Annotated in this window: 12 protein-coding genes and 6 pseudogenes; 4 read left to right on the plus strand and 14 right to left on the minus strand. The window is 68.7% G+C overall.

Annotation, left to right across the window (positions count from 1 at the left end; translation table 11 throughout):
* Nucleotides 1-363 precede the first annotated feature (363 nt).
* Entirely contained in the window at nucleotides 364-1,215 is an 852-nt protein-coding gene (locus tag AOQ53_RS26020; protein WP_059420883.1) for a YihY/virulence factor BrkB family protein, read from the plus strand.
* 86 nt (nucleotides 1,216-1,301) lie between these two features.
* On the opposite strand, the pseudogene AOQ53_RS46555 reads toward AOQ53_RS26020, so the two are convergent.
* Nucleotides 1,302-1,499: pseudogene (locus AOQ53_RS46555) on the minus strand (amino acid transporter); the annotation flags it as partial.
* 1,057 nt (nucleotides 1,500-2,556) lie between these two features.
* Between AOQ53_RS46555 and AOQ53_RS26025 the strand changes: the two are divergent.
* Entirely contained in the window at nucleotides 2,557-3,795 is a 1,239-nt protein-coding gene (locus AOQ53_RS26025) for a PP2C family protein-serine/threonine phosphatase (RefSeq protein ID WP_059420908.1), read from the plus strand.
* Between the two features lie 79 nt (nucleotides 3,796-3,874).
* Here the strand turns inward: AOQ53_RS26025 and AOQ53_RS44855 are convergent, their stop codons facing one another.
* The 5 genes and pseudogenes from AOQ53_RS44855 to AOQ53_RS26040 all read right to left on the minus strand — a co-directional run bounded on the left by AOQ53_RS44855 (nucleotide 3,875) and on the right by AOQ53_RS26040 (nucleotide 6,821).
* Nucleotides 3,875-4,042 (minus strand): hypothetical protein, encoded by a 168-nt coding sequence (locus AOQ53_RS44855; protein WP_167551660.1) that lies wholly within the window; start codon nucleotides 4,040-4,042, stop codon nucleotides 3,875-3,877.
* A gap of 37 nt (nucleotides 4,043-4,079) precedes the next feature.
* On the minus strand, nucleotides 4,080-4,436 hold the full coding sequence (locus tag AOQ53_RS26030) for a PRC-barrel domain-containing protein (RefSeq protein WP_059420885.1): 357 nt from the start codon (nucleotides 4,434-4,436) through the stop codon (nucleotides 4,080-4,082).
* Nucleotides 4,437-4,747: 311 nt separating this feature from the next.
* Nucleotides 4,748-5,578, minus strand: coding sequence for a PAQR family membrane homeostasis protein TrhA (gene trhA, locus AOQ53_RS26035; RefSeq protein WP_099054689.1), 831 nt, complete (start codon nucleotides 5,576-5,578; stop codon nucleotides 4,748-4,750).
* A gap of 646 nt (nucleotides 5,579-6,224) precedes the next feature.
* A pseudogene (locus AOQ53_RS41610) lies at nucleotides 6,225-6,311 on the minus strand (cold-shock protein); the annotation flags it as partial.
* A gap of 171 nt (nucleotides 6,312-6,482) precedes the next feature.
* Entirely contained in the window at nucleotides 6,483-6,821 is a 339-nt protein-coding gene (locus tag AOQ53_RS26040) for a MerR family transcriptional regulator (RefSeq protein ID WP_059420888.1), read from the minus strand.
* 1,170 nt (nucleotides 6,822-7,991) lie between these two features.
* Between AOQ53_RS26040 and AOQ53_RS26045 the strand changes: the two are divergent.
* Nucleotides 7,992-8,386: pseudogene (locus AOQ53_RS26045) on the plus strand (ATP-binding protein).
* A 21-nt stretch (nucleotides 8,387-8,407) separates the two neighbouring features.
* Nucleotides 8,408-8,705: pseudogene (locus tag AOQ53_RS26050) on the plus strand (hypothetical protein); the annotation flags it as partial.
* Nucleotides 8,706-8,795: 90 nt separating this feature from the next.
* Here AOQ53_RS26050 and AOQ53_RS26055 read toward each other — a convergent pair.
* The 8 genes and pseudogenes from AOQ53_RS26055 to AOQ53_RS46565 all read right to left on the minus strand — a co-directional run bounded on the left by AOQ53_RS26055 (nucleotide 8,796) and on the right by AOQ53_RS46565 (nucleotide 13,560).
* Nucleotides 8,796-9,104, minus strand: coding sequence for an SCO5918 family protein (locus AOQ53_RS26055; protein ID WP_059420890.1), 309 nt, complete (start codon nucleotides 9,102-9,104; stop codon nucleotides 8,796-8,798).
* 50 nt (nucleotides 9,105-9,154) lie between these two features.
* The gene (locus tag AOQ53_RS26060) at nucleotides 9,155-9,559 is read right to left on the minus strand and encodes a CBS domain-containing protein (protein WP_059420891.1); all 405 of its coding nucleotides are present in this window, start codon (nucleotides 9,557-9,559) and stop codon (nucleotides 9,155-9,157) included.
* Nucleotides 9,560-9,605: 46 nt separating this feature from the next.
* Nucleotides 9,606-11,096, minus strand: coding sequence for a DEAD/DEAH box helicase (locus AOQ53_RS26065; protein WP_059420893.1), 1,491 nt, complete (start codon nucleotides 11,094-11,096; stop codon nucleotides 9,606-9,608).
* Between the two features lie 346 nt (nucleotides 11,097-11,442).
* The gene (locus AOQ53_RS26070) at nucleotides 11,443-11,646 is read right to left on the minus strand and encodes a cold-shock protein (RefSeq protein WP_003973099.1); all 204 of its coding nucleotides are present in this window, start codon (nucleotides 11,644-11,646) and stop codon (nucleotides 11,443-11,445) included.
* A gap of 336 nt (nucleotides 11,647-11,982) precedes the next feature.
* Nucleotides 11,983-12,084: pseudogene (locus tag AOQ53_RS43735) on the minus strand (IS5-like element IS4811 family transposase); the annotation flags it as partial.
* 114 nt (nucleotides 12,085-12,198) lie between these two features.
* Nucleotides 12,199-12,411 (minus strand): annotated as a pseudogene (locus AOQ53_RS26075) (ATP-binding protein); the annotation flags it as partial.
* 264 nt (nucleotides 12,412-12,675) lie between these two features.
* On the minus strand, nucleotides 12,676-13,029 hold the full coding sequence (locus AOQ53_RS46560) for a transposase (protein WP_423587319.1): 354 nt from the start codon (nucleotides 13,027-13,029) through the stop codon (nucleotides 12,676-12,678).
* Nucleotides 13,030-13,083: 54 nt separating this feature from the next.
* Complete coding sequence (locus AOQ53_RS46565; RefSeq protein ID WP_236711823.1) at nucleotides 13,084-13,560, minus strand: hypothetical protein; 477 nt, start codon at nucleotides 13,558-13,560, stop codon at nucleotides 13,084-13,086.
* Nucleotides 13,561-13,637 lie beyond the last annotated feature (77 nt).

Here is a 13,637-nt window from a genome sequence, read left to right on the forward strand (position 1 = left end):
CATCGCCATGCTCACGAGCGGCCCTTGACACCCCCAGCCCCGCCCTAACTGAACGGCGTTGGTTCTAGGAGCCGTCGCGACACTCCAGTTCAAGGAGACCGGTGGCCGGGTCAGGGGCGCAACGCGTATCAGCGCAGCGTGTCCAGGTCTTCGCTGTGGACCGAGGACCAGGACGCGGTCAGCAATTCGGCGTGCTGCGGGCTGATCCCGATGGACTTCCGTTCGTCCGGGAGGCGTTCAGCAAGCGGGTGACGACCCAGAACGTCCCGCCAGGTGGGAGAAGGCATCGGACGCGGGCGAGGAAGGCCGCCTTGTCCTGTGCTGGATGGTGGCCCGAGGACGAAGAGTGAGAGCATCCGCGTCATGGATGATGCAGACGGTCACACGGCTCGGTGGTGGGTGGCGTTGCGCCGGACGCCGATGGCCGTCTGGAACGACGACGTCACGGACTGGGCCGCTGCGCTGACCTACTATGCGGTTCTGGCCCTGTTCCCGTTGCTGCTGGTGATCCTCTCGATCCTGGGTCTGACCATGCCCACGGCCAAGCCGGAGGTCATCGACCGCATGACGCAGGCGGCCCCGGCCGAGTCCCGCGCGCTGCTGCGCAGCACCCTGCGGCAGATGGTCGCACAGCCGACGGCGGCATGGACGCTGATCTTCGTCGGAGGGGCGGGGGCCCTGTGGTCGGGATGCAGCTATCTGAGCGTCTTCCGCCGGGCGTTGTACTCCATGCATCGGATCAGCGCGGACCGGCCGGTCTGGCGTACCGCTCCGCGCATCATCGCCACGGCACTCGTCCTGAGCTCCCTGCTTCTGACGTCGACCCTCGCGTTGTTGCTCACCGGCGCCCTGGCCCGGCGTCTGGGTCAGGCTCTGAGTCTGGGTACCGGGCCCCAGGCCACCTGGGACACGCTGCGGTGGCCGGTCGTGGCCACGGTAGCCGTCGCCCTGGTGCTCGTCCTGTACCGGTCGGGGCCGGCGTCCTCCCGCCCTGTTCGGAGGATGGCGCCCGGCGGCACATTGGCGGTGGCGCTCCTGCTGACCGTCTCACTCGGATTCGCCGTCTACACCTCCCTGGTCAGCACCTATGACCGTCTGTACGGTTCACTGGCAGGCGTCGTGGTGTTCCTGGTCTGGCTGTGGCTCTCCAACCTGTCCCTCCTGATCGGCGCTCAGTTCAACGCAGAGCTGACGAAGCCTGCGCACGGGGAATGAGCCGGTCTTCTCGTACCTGCGGCCGACCGCCCGTACCCTTGGGGCCGGTTCGCCGCGGCCCCGTGGGCAGTGGCGGCCTCTGGTCTCGCACGGCGCGCCGTCCGCCGCTGGACCGGCAGGGCACCGCACAAGGTCAGCACGATCAGGGCCAGGGTGGCGAGGGGAGACCACAGGCCGGCCGCGAGCGCGGCGATGCCAGGTTGGTAGCCGGGCATGGAGAAGCAGTCGGCGTCGTGCAGGCACCTCACGCGCCACCACCGGTGCCCCTCCTGTTCGGGCTGCGGGCCCGGGCGGGCGTCCGCTCACTCAGGCCCTGTCGAGTCAGACCACCCATCGAGCATCCGGGGCGGCGGATTTGGGGTCTCGCCGAATCCGACCATCGGCCCGGCCTCAAGACACAGGTCATCGGCGAACTGTGGCTCCGAGATCTCGAGCTCACCGCCTGGCGCGTTCTGCATGCAGACTGCAGGTCGGACGATTCGGCTGGGCGGAAAGCCTTCCTCGACGCCTGGACCAGCGCCTGAACGACTGCTCCTCCAGGCAGCCGCGCAGGGCATGCGGCGCCCGAGTCGGCACGTGGCGCGCACCCCGGCCTCGTACCCCTACTCCTCCGGTTCGGTATTGCAGCACCTTGCGAGCAACCCTGGTCGCCGACGAACTGCGACACGTACGGTGAGGCGGCCGAGCCCGGGACAACGCCTGATGTGACCGAGTTCAGAAAGGGCCCGGCCGAGGTGGGCCGCCCCGGACGCACCTCAACGGAGCAGGACCGCGCAGCCATTGCTGCGCGGCCCTGCTCCTGTGCACCACAGGTCCTGTCGGCGCCCGGCGCAAGAGCGGACCCCCCTTGTTCGGGCGAAAGGACGGCCTGCACGGGCCGCGGCAGTCACCGGACGCGGCGGGCACTATCCCTCGGGCAAGGCTGCGAGGTCAGGCCGGGGTTGATGTTCTCGGCCTGCGGGCCCTTCTGGCCCTGGGAGACGTTGAACGGTGGGCGCCCGAACGGCGTACCGTTCGGGCCCCCACTACTGTTTGTCATCTTCGGTGCCAGCGTGGCATGAACTCTGGTAGGCCGGATGACTGCGAGGTCCAGGCGTTCCACACGGCGACGGTGGCCGGGCCGTTCGACGAGCAGCCGGCCGACAGGTGCATCCGTTCAGAGGCTCTGTGGTGCAATAACATCTACCGGGCACCGGGCTTGGCGCCAGCCCCTCGCATCCCCAGGCCGGAGCCCTGAGCAGCAGCGAGCAGCGAGGAGTCACCGTGACCGTGCGCGGGCCTGACGGGGACGGTGGGCCGACCACTCGTACTCCCGCGAACGGGGGTGGCCGGGGCAGGGAGATAACCCTGGCGGAGACTCTGGCCGCAGCGGAGTCCGCGGCGCCTGTGGAGTCGCTCGACGTGGTCGCGGGCATGCTCAAGGAGCGCCTCGGGGCCGCGTCGGTGTCGTTCCTCATCACCGACTTCACCGGTGGCTCGGTCGTACGGCTGGGGGCGGCGGGCAGCATCGATACCGATGAACCCGCCCGGCGCATCACGCTGCGGGGCACCCTGTACGACGACGTGATCCGCACCCAGCGGCCGAGCGTGGAGGACAAGGGCGACGGCGCGCTGGTGCGGATCGTCGCCCCGGTGACCAACCGCGGAGACGCCATCGGGCTCCTCGAACTCTTCCTGCCCGCGGCGCCGGACGCGGAGGTGATGCGTGAGATCGGCGAGACCGCGCACGCCCTGGCATACATCGTCATCGCGAACCGGTCCTACACCGACGTGTACCAGTGGGGCCGCCGTACCAGCCCGCTGAGCCTGGCTGCGGAAATCCAGCACCGGCTGCTCCCGGCGTCGCTGGCGTGCGAGGCGGCGCAGTTCGCGGTGGCCGGGGCACTGGAGCCCGCCGACCACGTCGGGGGCGACACCTTCGACTACGTGATCGACCGGGATACTGTCCAGCTCTCCGTCACCGACGCCATGGGTCACGATGTCGACGCCGCGCTGCTGGCCACCCTCCTGGTGGGCGCCCTTCGCCGGGCGCGGCGGGCCGGCGCCGACCTCGCCGAACAGGCCCGACAGGCCGACCAGGCCATGCGTGAACACGGCCGCCAGAGCTACGTCACCGGCCAGCTCCTGCGCATCAGCCTGACCGACGGCAGGACCGAGTTCATCAACGCCGGCCACCCCTGGCCGCTGTGCATGCGGAACGGCCAGGTGCGGGAGATCACTCCGAAGATCGATATGCCGTTCGGCTTCCAGGTCCCCCACACCTACCGGGTCCAGTCGCTGGACCTGCAGCCGGGCGACCGGCTGGTGATGCTGACCGACGGCATGCTGGAGCGCAACGCCAACAGCCTCGATCTGTCCGACCTGATCGTAGGTACCCGCGCGCTGCATCCCCGCGAGGCCGCCCGCACCCTCATCGCGGCGATCGTCGACGCCAACCACGGCCACCTGCAGGACGACGCGACCGTCATGTGCCTGGACTGGCACGGCGTCGGCCACTCCGAGCGGGACGCCGACACCGGCGCCGACCTCTCCGACGCCTCCGCCCCGTCGCGGACGGGGCGGACCACTCCTGGGCGATGACTCGACGACTGCTCCGACACCCCGCTACGTCCGGTCCCCGGGCGGGCGGCCCGTGGGGGCGCTTGCCCGGCTGACCGCGTCACCGGGGGAGGCGCCTGCGGCGGCGGCCCAGGCGTAGGCCAAGGAGGACGAGGTCGGCGACCAGAACCACCACGCCGATGACCAACAGGTAGAACAGGCCCTTCGCCACCACACCGATGATGCCGAGCACGATGGCCACAATGAGCAGCAGGAGGAAGAGAGCCATTGGTGTCACCTCATGGTGGGGGACGTTGGTGAGGGCATCAGCGGCGGGCGAGGCGACGTTCGCCGCCCGCACCCGTTCGGTAGGCGAGCTCGTAGTGCGCGAAGACTGTCTTCTCGTCCTCCGCGAGCAGTTCGCCGTCCGTGCCGATCGAGGGCGCTTCCTTGACCTGCTTCTTGTCGTAGGCGACCTTCAGATAACCGGGACCGACCGTCGCGTCGCCCAGGGGGACGAACACGAGCCGGTGCCGGGTCGGCAGGCCGACCGTCACCGTCGCGAACGCGGGCTGGTCTGTGGCCGTGTCGACATAGACCGCCTCCAGGACGCCGATCTTGTGCCGCTCGTGGTCGACCACGTCGCGGCCTCGCCATTCCCTGATGTCTTCCGCCTCGAACACGGAGAGCCCCCTCTGTCTCAGGTCAGCTGAAGACCGCTGTCGTCTTTCTCTCGCTCCTCCCTCCTTACCTGCCTACGGAGCATCACACCCTGGACAGCAGCCGACTTTCAGGGCGGACGGCGGCGCGTACGACCTCGTATCCCTGGCCCCTCCACCGGCGTACGCGTGACGCGCCACAGCGAACCATCCCCCTGATGTCTTCCGCCTCGACTTTCACGCGCGGGGCGATGCCTCGGCGACCGCCCGGTCCGCCGCGGTCCAGCACACGGCGACGTGGGCGATGAGCGGCGGACCGGAACACTGTCGCGGGATCAGTAGGTGGCGAGGGAGATGGCGGTGTAGTGCGCGGTGAAGGCCACCACGGTCAGCGCATGGAAGACCTCGTGGAAGCCGAACCAGCGGGGTGCGGGGTCGGGCCGCTGGAGGGCGTAGACCACCGCGCCCGCGCTGTAGAAGAGACCGCCGACAACGATCAGGACCACTACGGCGGCTCCGCCGGTGTGCAGGAAGTCGGGCAGGTAGCTGACCGGTGCCCACCCCAGCGCCAGGTAGCACGGGGTGTACAGCCAACGCGGGGCTCCGACCCACAGGACCCGGAACGCGACGCCGGCCAACGCTCCTGTCCAGACGATCCACAGCAGCACGGACCGCTGGTCCGGCGGGAGGAGGAGCACGGCCAGGGGGGTGCAGGTGCCGGCGATGATCAGGAAGATGTTGGCGTGGTCGAGGCGTCGCAGAAGAGCCTCGCCGAGCGGTCCCCAGGTGCCGCGGTGGTAGATGGCGCTGGTCGCGAACAGCAGCCAGGCGGTAACCGAGTACACGGCGCAGGCAAAGACCGCCTGTGGAGTACGGGCCAGGCAGATGAGCACGACGCCTGCGATCAGTGCGGCGGGGACCATTCCGGCATGGAGCCAGCCACGCAACCTCGGCTTGATCGGTTCGGCCAGGTCGGCCACCCGCTCCACCAGAGCAGCGACCGAGTGAGCCCCCTCCCCCGCATGGTCGCCCGGTGATTGGTCGGGTAGCCCGCCTGCACGGCGCTCTGCAGGCGCTGACACGACGTGATCACATTCGACTTCAGCGGCGTCGCGGGACACAGCTTCTCGTCCTCCCCCGGGCTCCTGGGTGTTACTGGCAACCATGCGGTCATGCTAGGAACCTCACGCGGATACATGACGGGTGGTGGGTCCAGAACCCCAGAGCCACGTCGCCGGGCGCGGGCCGGTTCGCCGCCGTGTGAGCTCCAGCCCCGTTGGCGCTACCGCCAATTGGGCTTGCCGAAGCCGAGTAGAACGGCTGGTCATGGGAACGATCAGGGCTTCCAAACGGGCATCTCCGCTCGCCTACGCGCAAGCATCGCCGATGCTTCCTGAGGTCCGCCCCCACGTATCCACCGCCCCCGCAGACCAGTTGGAACACCAACTGGACCTGGCTCCGCATCTCGAAGCCGGCCAGCTCGACGTGGAGCGCGTCGCCGGGATTGCGGTGGTCGCCGCCGCCGACGCCGATGGCTATGCGGCCACCGGCCATCTCCTCGGGCTGCTGGCCGCGCTGCCTGCCCCCACCAAGGCAGGAGAACGCTTCTGGTCGGTCCTGTGGAGGTCGTCCGGCACCGCGTACCTGCTGCCCGTCAACATCAAGGCTCCGGTGCTGCGTTCGCTGGCAGGAGAAGGAACCGCCCTGGCCCGGCACGAGAGGAGGCGCCTTCGTCCAGGCGGGTGGCAGGGCCCGCAGAGGCGGCGGCCACCTGGATGCGGCGTGCGCGATCCCGCGGACAGGTCTGCGAGGTCAGGCCACGTTGATGTTCTCGGCCTGCGGACCCTTCTGGCCCTGGGTGACGTCGAACGTCATGGCCTGGCCCTCGGGTTGGTCCCTGCGGCACAGCGCAGCAAAACGCCCACACCAAGCGCGGGCAGGGGAAATTCCGAACCACGACAGCTGACACAGAACGCTACACGCCCACACGCCGCGTCACCACAGGAAACGATCACACCGCACGGCAGAGCATGCGTGCTGTGCCCGCCGACGCGGACGGGCACGCTCATCTCATGCTGCTGCGGTCGGGTTCGCCGATTCGGTGGCGCGGCGGTATTCGGCGTTGAGACGCTGGGCTTCCTCGAGCTGGTCTTCGAGGATGATGATGCGGCAGGCGGCCTCGATGGGGGTGCCGTGGTCGACGAGTTCCCGGGCGCGGGCGGCGATGCGCAGCTGGTAGCGGGAGTAGCGGCGGTGGCCGCCTGCGGAGCGCAGTGGGGTGATGAGGCGGTGTTCGCCGATGGCGCGGAGGAAGCCCTGTGTGGTGCCGAGCAGTTCGGCGGCCCGTCCCATGGTGTAGGCGGGGTAGTCGTCGTCATCGAGACGGCCGTACGTGTCGTCTGCTGTCATTGCACCTCTCTGTGGAACGCGTGGAGGGGCCCTGGCGCCGTACTGGCACCAGGGCCCCGAAGGAACTACTACACCATCTGCCGGCCCTGATACTGCACCGGCCCTCTGTTTCCGCAGACCCGACCGAGCTGCTGTCGGGGGCGCGGGGATCGCGGTTGCTCGACCGGAGACCACCTCACTATCGATGTCCTGCGGTACCCGGGTCCAAGACTTCCACCCGGGCGATCCTGATGGCGCTCGGCTCCTCCGTTCTTCCCTCTTGATCAACTACTCACTAACGGAAACTGCGAACTGCTGGTGGCCTCGAACAGCGCCACTCTTCGGCAGCCAGCCCCGTCGCCCGTCCTGCGTCTGCTCTGGCTTGGAACCCCACTGCCGAACCTCCCGGTGCGCGCGCCCGCAGCCGACGCCTTCACCGAGGTACTGCTCCCTGACTTCACTGCTGGGCACTGCGAACCTTCACTTACCAGTACTGCCACTGCGGTACTGCTCATGGCGACCCCTGATCACTGCGGGCCACCCGGTCCGGTCGTCAGTCCCGTCGCCGTCCTGCAACCGCTCTGGCTTCGGAACTCCACCACCGCACCGTCCTGCGAACTGCAACTGCGTACTGCTGCCCGGCAGTTCATGTCTGCCGGGCCTCTCTTGATCTCGGCTACGACAGAAACTTTAACCACACCGCCGACCAATGTCTACTCCAGCGGGTATAGATTTCCGTGCGCTGACAGATGAGGTACTCCGTCTCGGCCAGTCTGCCTCGACCGGTCCCCATGGAGTGGTTCAAGCAGCTGCGAGGCTCTGTCCGGCGCTCACAGTGACCCACCACCGCATGGCAGTCGGGCTGGGCGTGACGTCGCCGCCTGCGCCGCGGCTACCGTCGGCGGCACCGGCCAACACTGCGTCTCGTGAGAACACCATCGACCGGCACGGACGTTTCCAGCCGTGACGCCCCAGCTGGTGGCGAACCGGCACGGCCCCTGACTCGAGCAGCCCGCGGGCTGCGGAGACACGGGCTCACGGCAGCAGGTGCCGTCATGCGTCGACTTTGGTCCTCCGTCCCCTTCAGGCAAGCACTGGGGCTCTGCGGGGTTGGCAGGTGGAGGGGTGGGGCACAGGGGTTGGGTAGCCAGGGGCAGGGGCATGGACGATTCAGAGACCAGGGTGACCGTGATGATCACGGTGATTGCCGGCGCCGCAGCCGTCCGTTCCACCACAGCCATTGCCGACGCACGCGATACGGCACGGGCCTTCCTCGAAGGTTTGCAGCAGCCGGCCGTGGCTCGTGACGCGGCGGACACTGTGGTCTTGGTCGTGTCCGAGCTCGTCACCAATGCCCTGCGCCACGGTGGGGGCCGCTGCACACTGGAACTGACTGCGCACCCCCGACACCATTGAGGTCGCCGTTCACGATCCCAGCCGGCATGTGCCGCGCATGCGCACCCCTGACCTGAACGGCGGTACCGGGGGGCTTCGGCTGGCCCATGGTCACCAGCCTCGCCCACGCCACGGCGGTCACCCGCCGGGCCTCCGGCGGCAAGACCGTGAGCCCCTTCCTTGCCCGGTAGCGTCACCGCTCAAGCAGCCGGATGGCCGGCGAACATGGTCCGCCTCATGCGCAGCCTGACGAGTTGCTGGTTGACGTTGCCGCCCTGGTGGAGTCCGGCCAGAGCAACCAGATGTCCCTGGCCGTGGCCACCGGTGGCGCTGTCATCACCGGTCGGCTGGCTGCCGAAGCGGTGTGGAGGCAGAGGGTGTCGGATGTGCTGAGGGATTCCGCCCACTTGGGCGAGTTCGCCCGCCGTCTTTGACGCCCCCGTGGAGGAGGACGGGCCGCCCACGCGTCTGCACTTCCGTGTCGCGCGGATCCTGCAGGGCAACGGTGGCGGGAACCCGCTGCACGCGGTGTGGGCCCGACCGGCGTACCGGTCGGGCCCACACTGCTGCTCAGGTGTCGGCTCGTGTCTGTTTACCCGGTCAGACCGTGACGGGGGTACCGAGCATCGCGCAAGCGTGCTGCATCGGGCTGAGAATGCCCAGGGGCGTTGCCTTGGGAACGGCGCGGCAGGTGAAGCCGAGCTGAGCCATGGCCCGCAGGACCTCGGCGGCGCTGAAGTCACGACGGTCCTGGCGCGTGATGACCTGGCCGACCTGCTTGACGGGATAGTGGCGGCGGCCGATGATCACCGATTCGCCGGTGACCGGTTCGGGCTTGATGCCCTTCATCGATTCCAGCACGCCGCCCTTGGTGAGCTCGAAGGGGAAGCGGGCGATGACGCAGCGCATGTGGCCTCACAGAGAGAAGGGAAGAACAGTCCGACCAGGGGCCAGGTGTTTCAGCGGGAGAGGGCGAGGATGCCCAGGGCGCTGCCTTGCTCGTCGACCACCGGCAGGACACCGAGCCGACGGGCGCGCAACGCGCGCTCGGCTTCGGCCATCGTGGTCACGGGTGAGGCGAACGAACCGTGGTCGCCGAGGATGTCGCGCAGGCGGACACGGTCCGTGTAGTCGGAGCTGTCACGGACGGCGGCGAGTTCGGTCCAGGTGACCAGGCCGGTGCACTGGCCGTCCTGGTCGCAGACGACCAGCCGGCCCGTGCGTGCGGCGGCCATGACGGCCAGCGCCACCTCGACGCTCATGTCGTCACAGACCTGGGGTCCGGCCGGGTCCATGACCTCAGCCACCGTCCTGTGCACGGGGTCGGCGTCCGCCGGGCGGGGCTGCATCTGAACCAGCGTCAAAGCGTGCCTCCTGCAGAGATGGGCCGGCCTCCTGATCACGAAAGTTCTAGGCCACCGCGCCAAAGCCGGACTGGCGTACGGGAGCACGCCTGGTCGCCGAGGCGGGGCGGCGGCGGCCTCGGGAGGCGGCGCTGCGCTTAGGGCGTTCGACTACCGGTGCGGTGATGACGACCGGGATGCCGGACGGGACCTGGGCGCCGGTGATCCGGTTCAGGGCCTCGTCGCCCGAGCGGACCTGGGTGGTCTGCGGCCGGATTCCGGCGTCCGACATCAGACGGACCATGCCACGGCGCTGGTTCGGCGTGACCAGGGTGACAACGCTGCCGGACTCGCCGGCGCGGGCGGTACGGCCGCCGCGGTGGAGGTAGTCCTTGTGGTCGGTCGGCGGGTCGACGTTGACGACGAGGTCGAGGTTGTCGACGTGGATGCCGCGCGCCGCGACGTTGGTCGCCACCAATACGGTGACGTGCCCCGTCTTGAACTGCGCCAGCGTGCGGGTGCGCTGGGGCTGCGACTTGCCGCCGTGCAGCGCGGCGGCCCGCACCCCGCTGTTGAGCAGGTCCTGGGTCAGCCGGTCGACGGCGTGCTTGGTGTCCAGGAACATGATCACGCGGCCGTCGCGTGCGGCGATCTGGGTCGTGGCGGCGTGCTTGTCGGCGCCGTGGACGTGCAGGACGTGGTGCTCCATCGTCGTGACCGTACCGGCCGACGGGTCGACCGAATGCACGACGGGGTCGGTCAGGTAGCGGCGTACCAGCAGGTCGACGTTGCGGTCCAGGGTGGCGGAGAACAGCATGCGCTGCCCCTCCGGGCGCACCTGGTCGAGCAGCGCGGTGACCTGGGGCATGAAGCCCATGTCGGCCATTTGGTCGGCCTCGTCCAGCACGGTGATGCCCACGTGGTTCAGCCGGCAGTCGCCGCGGTCGATGAGGTCCTTGAGCCGGCCCGGGGTCGCGACGACGACCTCGGCTCCGCCGCGCAGCGCGCTGGCCTGCCTGCCGATCGACATGCCGCCCACCACCGTGGCCAGCCGCAGCCGCACGGAGCGGGCGTACGGGGTCAGCGCGTCGGTCACCTGCTGTGCCAGCTCACGCGTGGGTACGAGGATCAGCCCCAGCGGCTGGCGGGGCTCGGCACGCTGTCCGGCGGTGCGGGCGAGCAGGGCGAGGCCGAAGGCCAGGGTCTTGCCGGAGCCTGTGCGCCCGCGGCCGAGCACGTCACGGCCCGCCAAGGAGTTCGGCAGCGTCGCTCCCTGGATCGGGAACGGCACGGTCACCCCCTGCCTGCCGAGTTCGGCCAGCAGCTGCTCGGGCATGTCGAGATCGGCGAAGCCCTCGACGGCGGGCAGCGCGGGGGTGATCGTCCTGGGCAGCGCGAACTCGCCCTGCACGGCGGCGGGCCGACGGCCGTAACCGCCGGAGCGGACGGGGGCGCCGGTACGACGCGGTGCTTGAGAGCCGTAGCCGCCGCCCCTTCCGGCGTCGGCACGACCGTCACGGGTGCGGACGGGGCGGTCGTTCGTGTACGTGCGGTTCATGCGGAACCTTCCTCGATGTGGCACATATCAAGGAATTCCCGCCGCGATGAACGGCACGGAGAATTACAAGTATGGACCGATGGTAAAAGAAAACAATTCTGGCCGGCGCAAACATCCGTGGGCGCAGGTGCTGAAATGGGTGACGCGATGGGGACCTTGCGATCCGGGCGTGTGGCTGCGGTGCAGCGCTTCAGGATGTGTCTGCGTCCTGAGCGAGGAACCGCTTGTGGTGATACTGCGGATCCCTCCGGGGCGTCCCGCGGGTGAAAGCCGCTGCGGGATACGCGTGCAACTGGGGCCCGCACCCCGAAGGATGCGGGCCCCAGCTAAGGATCGCGCGTGAGCGTCAGGCCGGAACGATGTTCTCGGCCGTCGGGCCCTTCTGGCCCTGCGCGATGTCGAAGTTCACCTTCTGGCCCTCGAGCAGCTCACGGAAGCCCTGCGCGGCAATGTTCGAGTAGTGGGCGAACACATCGGCGCCGCCACCGTCCTGCTCGATGAAGCCGAAGCCCTTTTCCGCGTTGAACCACTTCACGGTACCAGCAGCCATGTCATATCTCCTTTGGGGCAGTGCATCGGCGTCCGCACCGTGCGGGCGCCGTGTCGCCGCAATGATTACCCCACCCGAAAATGACCGGAAATACAAAAGTGCTCCCGCAACAGAAGCCTGGCGGGGGCACTTGAAGTTTTGGGAACCACAACTGCAACTGAGATAGACAGTAGCACGCCGGAGCCGCCCGTGTGCGTTGGATAATTCCACTCCGCTCTTCGCGGCAAAAACTCCCGCTGCACAACCCCCCAAAAACTGATGCCTCGGGAACAGATATTGATTCACCCGGAGTTCAATGCCTCAGTAAGGGTGGCCAACCGGCACGCTGCGCGACGGAGTGTGAGTGAGGCGCCTGGTCATGAGGGTGATGGCGGCCCGGGTGATCAGGCTCTCGGAGTGCTGGATGAGCCGTTCGCACTCCCGCGCATGCCGACGGGACGTCTTCGAGTACTACTCCGACAGAGTGGCCAGGCAGGCCGACGATGCGACGTGTGCTGATGACCGTCGGCTGAAGCGCCCGCACGCATCACATAAGACAACCGGGCCGATAGGTCAGGCCACTTCTTCCAACAGCTGTTCGGTCCAGATGGTTTTGCCCGCAACGGTGTACTGGCTGCCCCAGCGATGGGTCAGCTGCGCCACCAGGAACAGACCGCGGCCGCCTTCGTCCGCCCACCGGGCCCGTCGCAGATGCGGCTGCGTCAGGCTGGGATCGGAGACCTCGCAGATCAGACGTTGATCCCGAATCAGTCGCAGGCCCAGCTCATCGTCTGCACCAATCACGCCCGAACAAACGTCTTCTCCGAACCCGGCCGTGCCAGCTCCTGACACCATCTCCCGCCGTCGGCGCGGCGGCGACGTCAGGCGGCGAACGGTGGCCGGCGTGGGCGCGGCCGTGGTCGGCGTGGCCACCCTGCTCAGCCTCGCCGGAGCAAGCCGACGGGGTCCTCACGTGTCACGAGCAATCACGCAGGGTGTTCGACGGTGTCTCACTCACGCCCCAGACCCTCTCACGTATCACGGACGCCCCTATAACGAGGGGGCGCTGGACGCCGTCCTGACCAGGTTGAAGACCTCTCGGTCGACATATCGCTCGAGGCATCGAATGATCTCACATCGGGTCTTGCCCTCCTGGATGCGGCGTTCGCAGTGCGCCTGGGTGCGGGGATCGAAGCGCAGCCGGGTGAACACGATGCGGTGCAGGGCGGCGTTGGCCTGCCGGTCGCCGCCATGGTTGAGGCGACGCGAGGTCCGGCGGCCCGAGGAGTACTCGATGGGACTGACTCCGCACAGGGCAGCGAAGGCTGCCTCGGTGTTCAGCCGCTCGGGGCTGTCTCCCATGGTGATCAGGAGAGTGACGGCGCTGTCCGGGCCGATGCCCACCGGTATGAGCAGCTGCGGGGCGTGGCGTTCGACGAGCCGGGCTCAGGCGCTGCTTCAGCTCATCGATCTGCCCGGTGAGCTGCTCGATGCGCTGGGCCAACAGCTCAGGGTGATGCGGGTGGCCCGGGCCACGGCGTCCTCATCGCCCTCGCTGTCTTCGCCGTCGAGCGGGCTGAGACGCGCGCAGGTGCGGAACAGATCGCGGTTGCCCACACTGGACAGCTGCTCCCGCAGGGCTGGGTCGGCGATGACCAGGGCGGCCTTGAGCTGGTTGTTTGCCTGGGTACGGGCCTTGACCGCGGAGTCCTCGGCGAGTTTGAACATCCGGGCGCTCTGCACCGGACCGTCGCCGGTTTTGGCCCTGGCCCGGTCGCGGCCATTGCCCCCCGCAGCAGCCTGCGCATCGAGCGGGTCCGACTTCCCGAGCAGACGGCGAGCGGTGCGGTCGGGCCGGTTCACCTCATACACCTGGACCTGCTGAGCCAGCAGGTAACGGGACAGGCCCGCTCCGAAGGTGCCGGCGCCCTCCACACCGGCAGCGGGCCGGCGGTGAACATCATCGAGTGCTGAAGGGGACGGAGCCTGGCCCCGGGCCCGCCTTTGACGCC

It is taken from the genome of Streptomyces azureus (genome assembly GCF_001270025.1).
GTDB lineage: Bacteria > Actinomycetota > Actinomycetes > Streptomycetales > Streptomycetaceae > Streptomyces > Streptomyces azureus.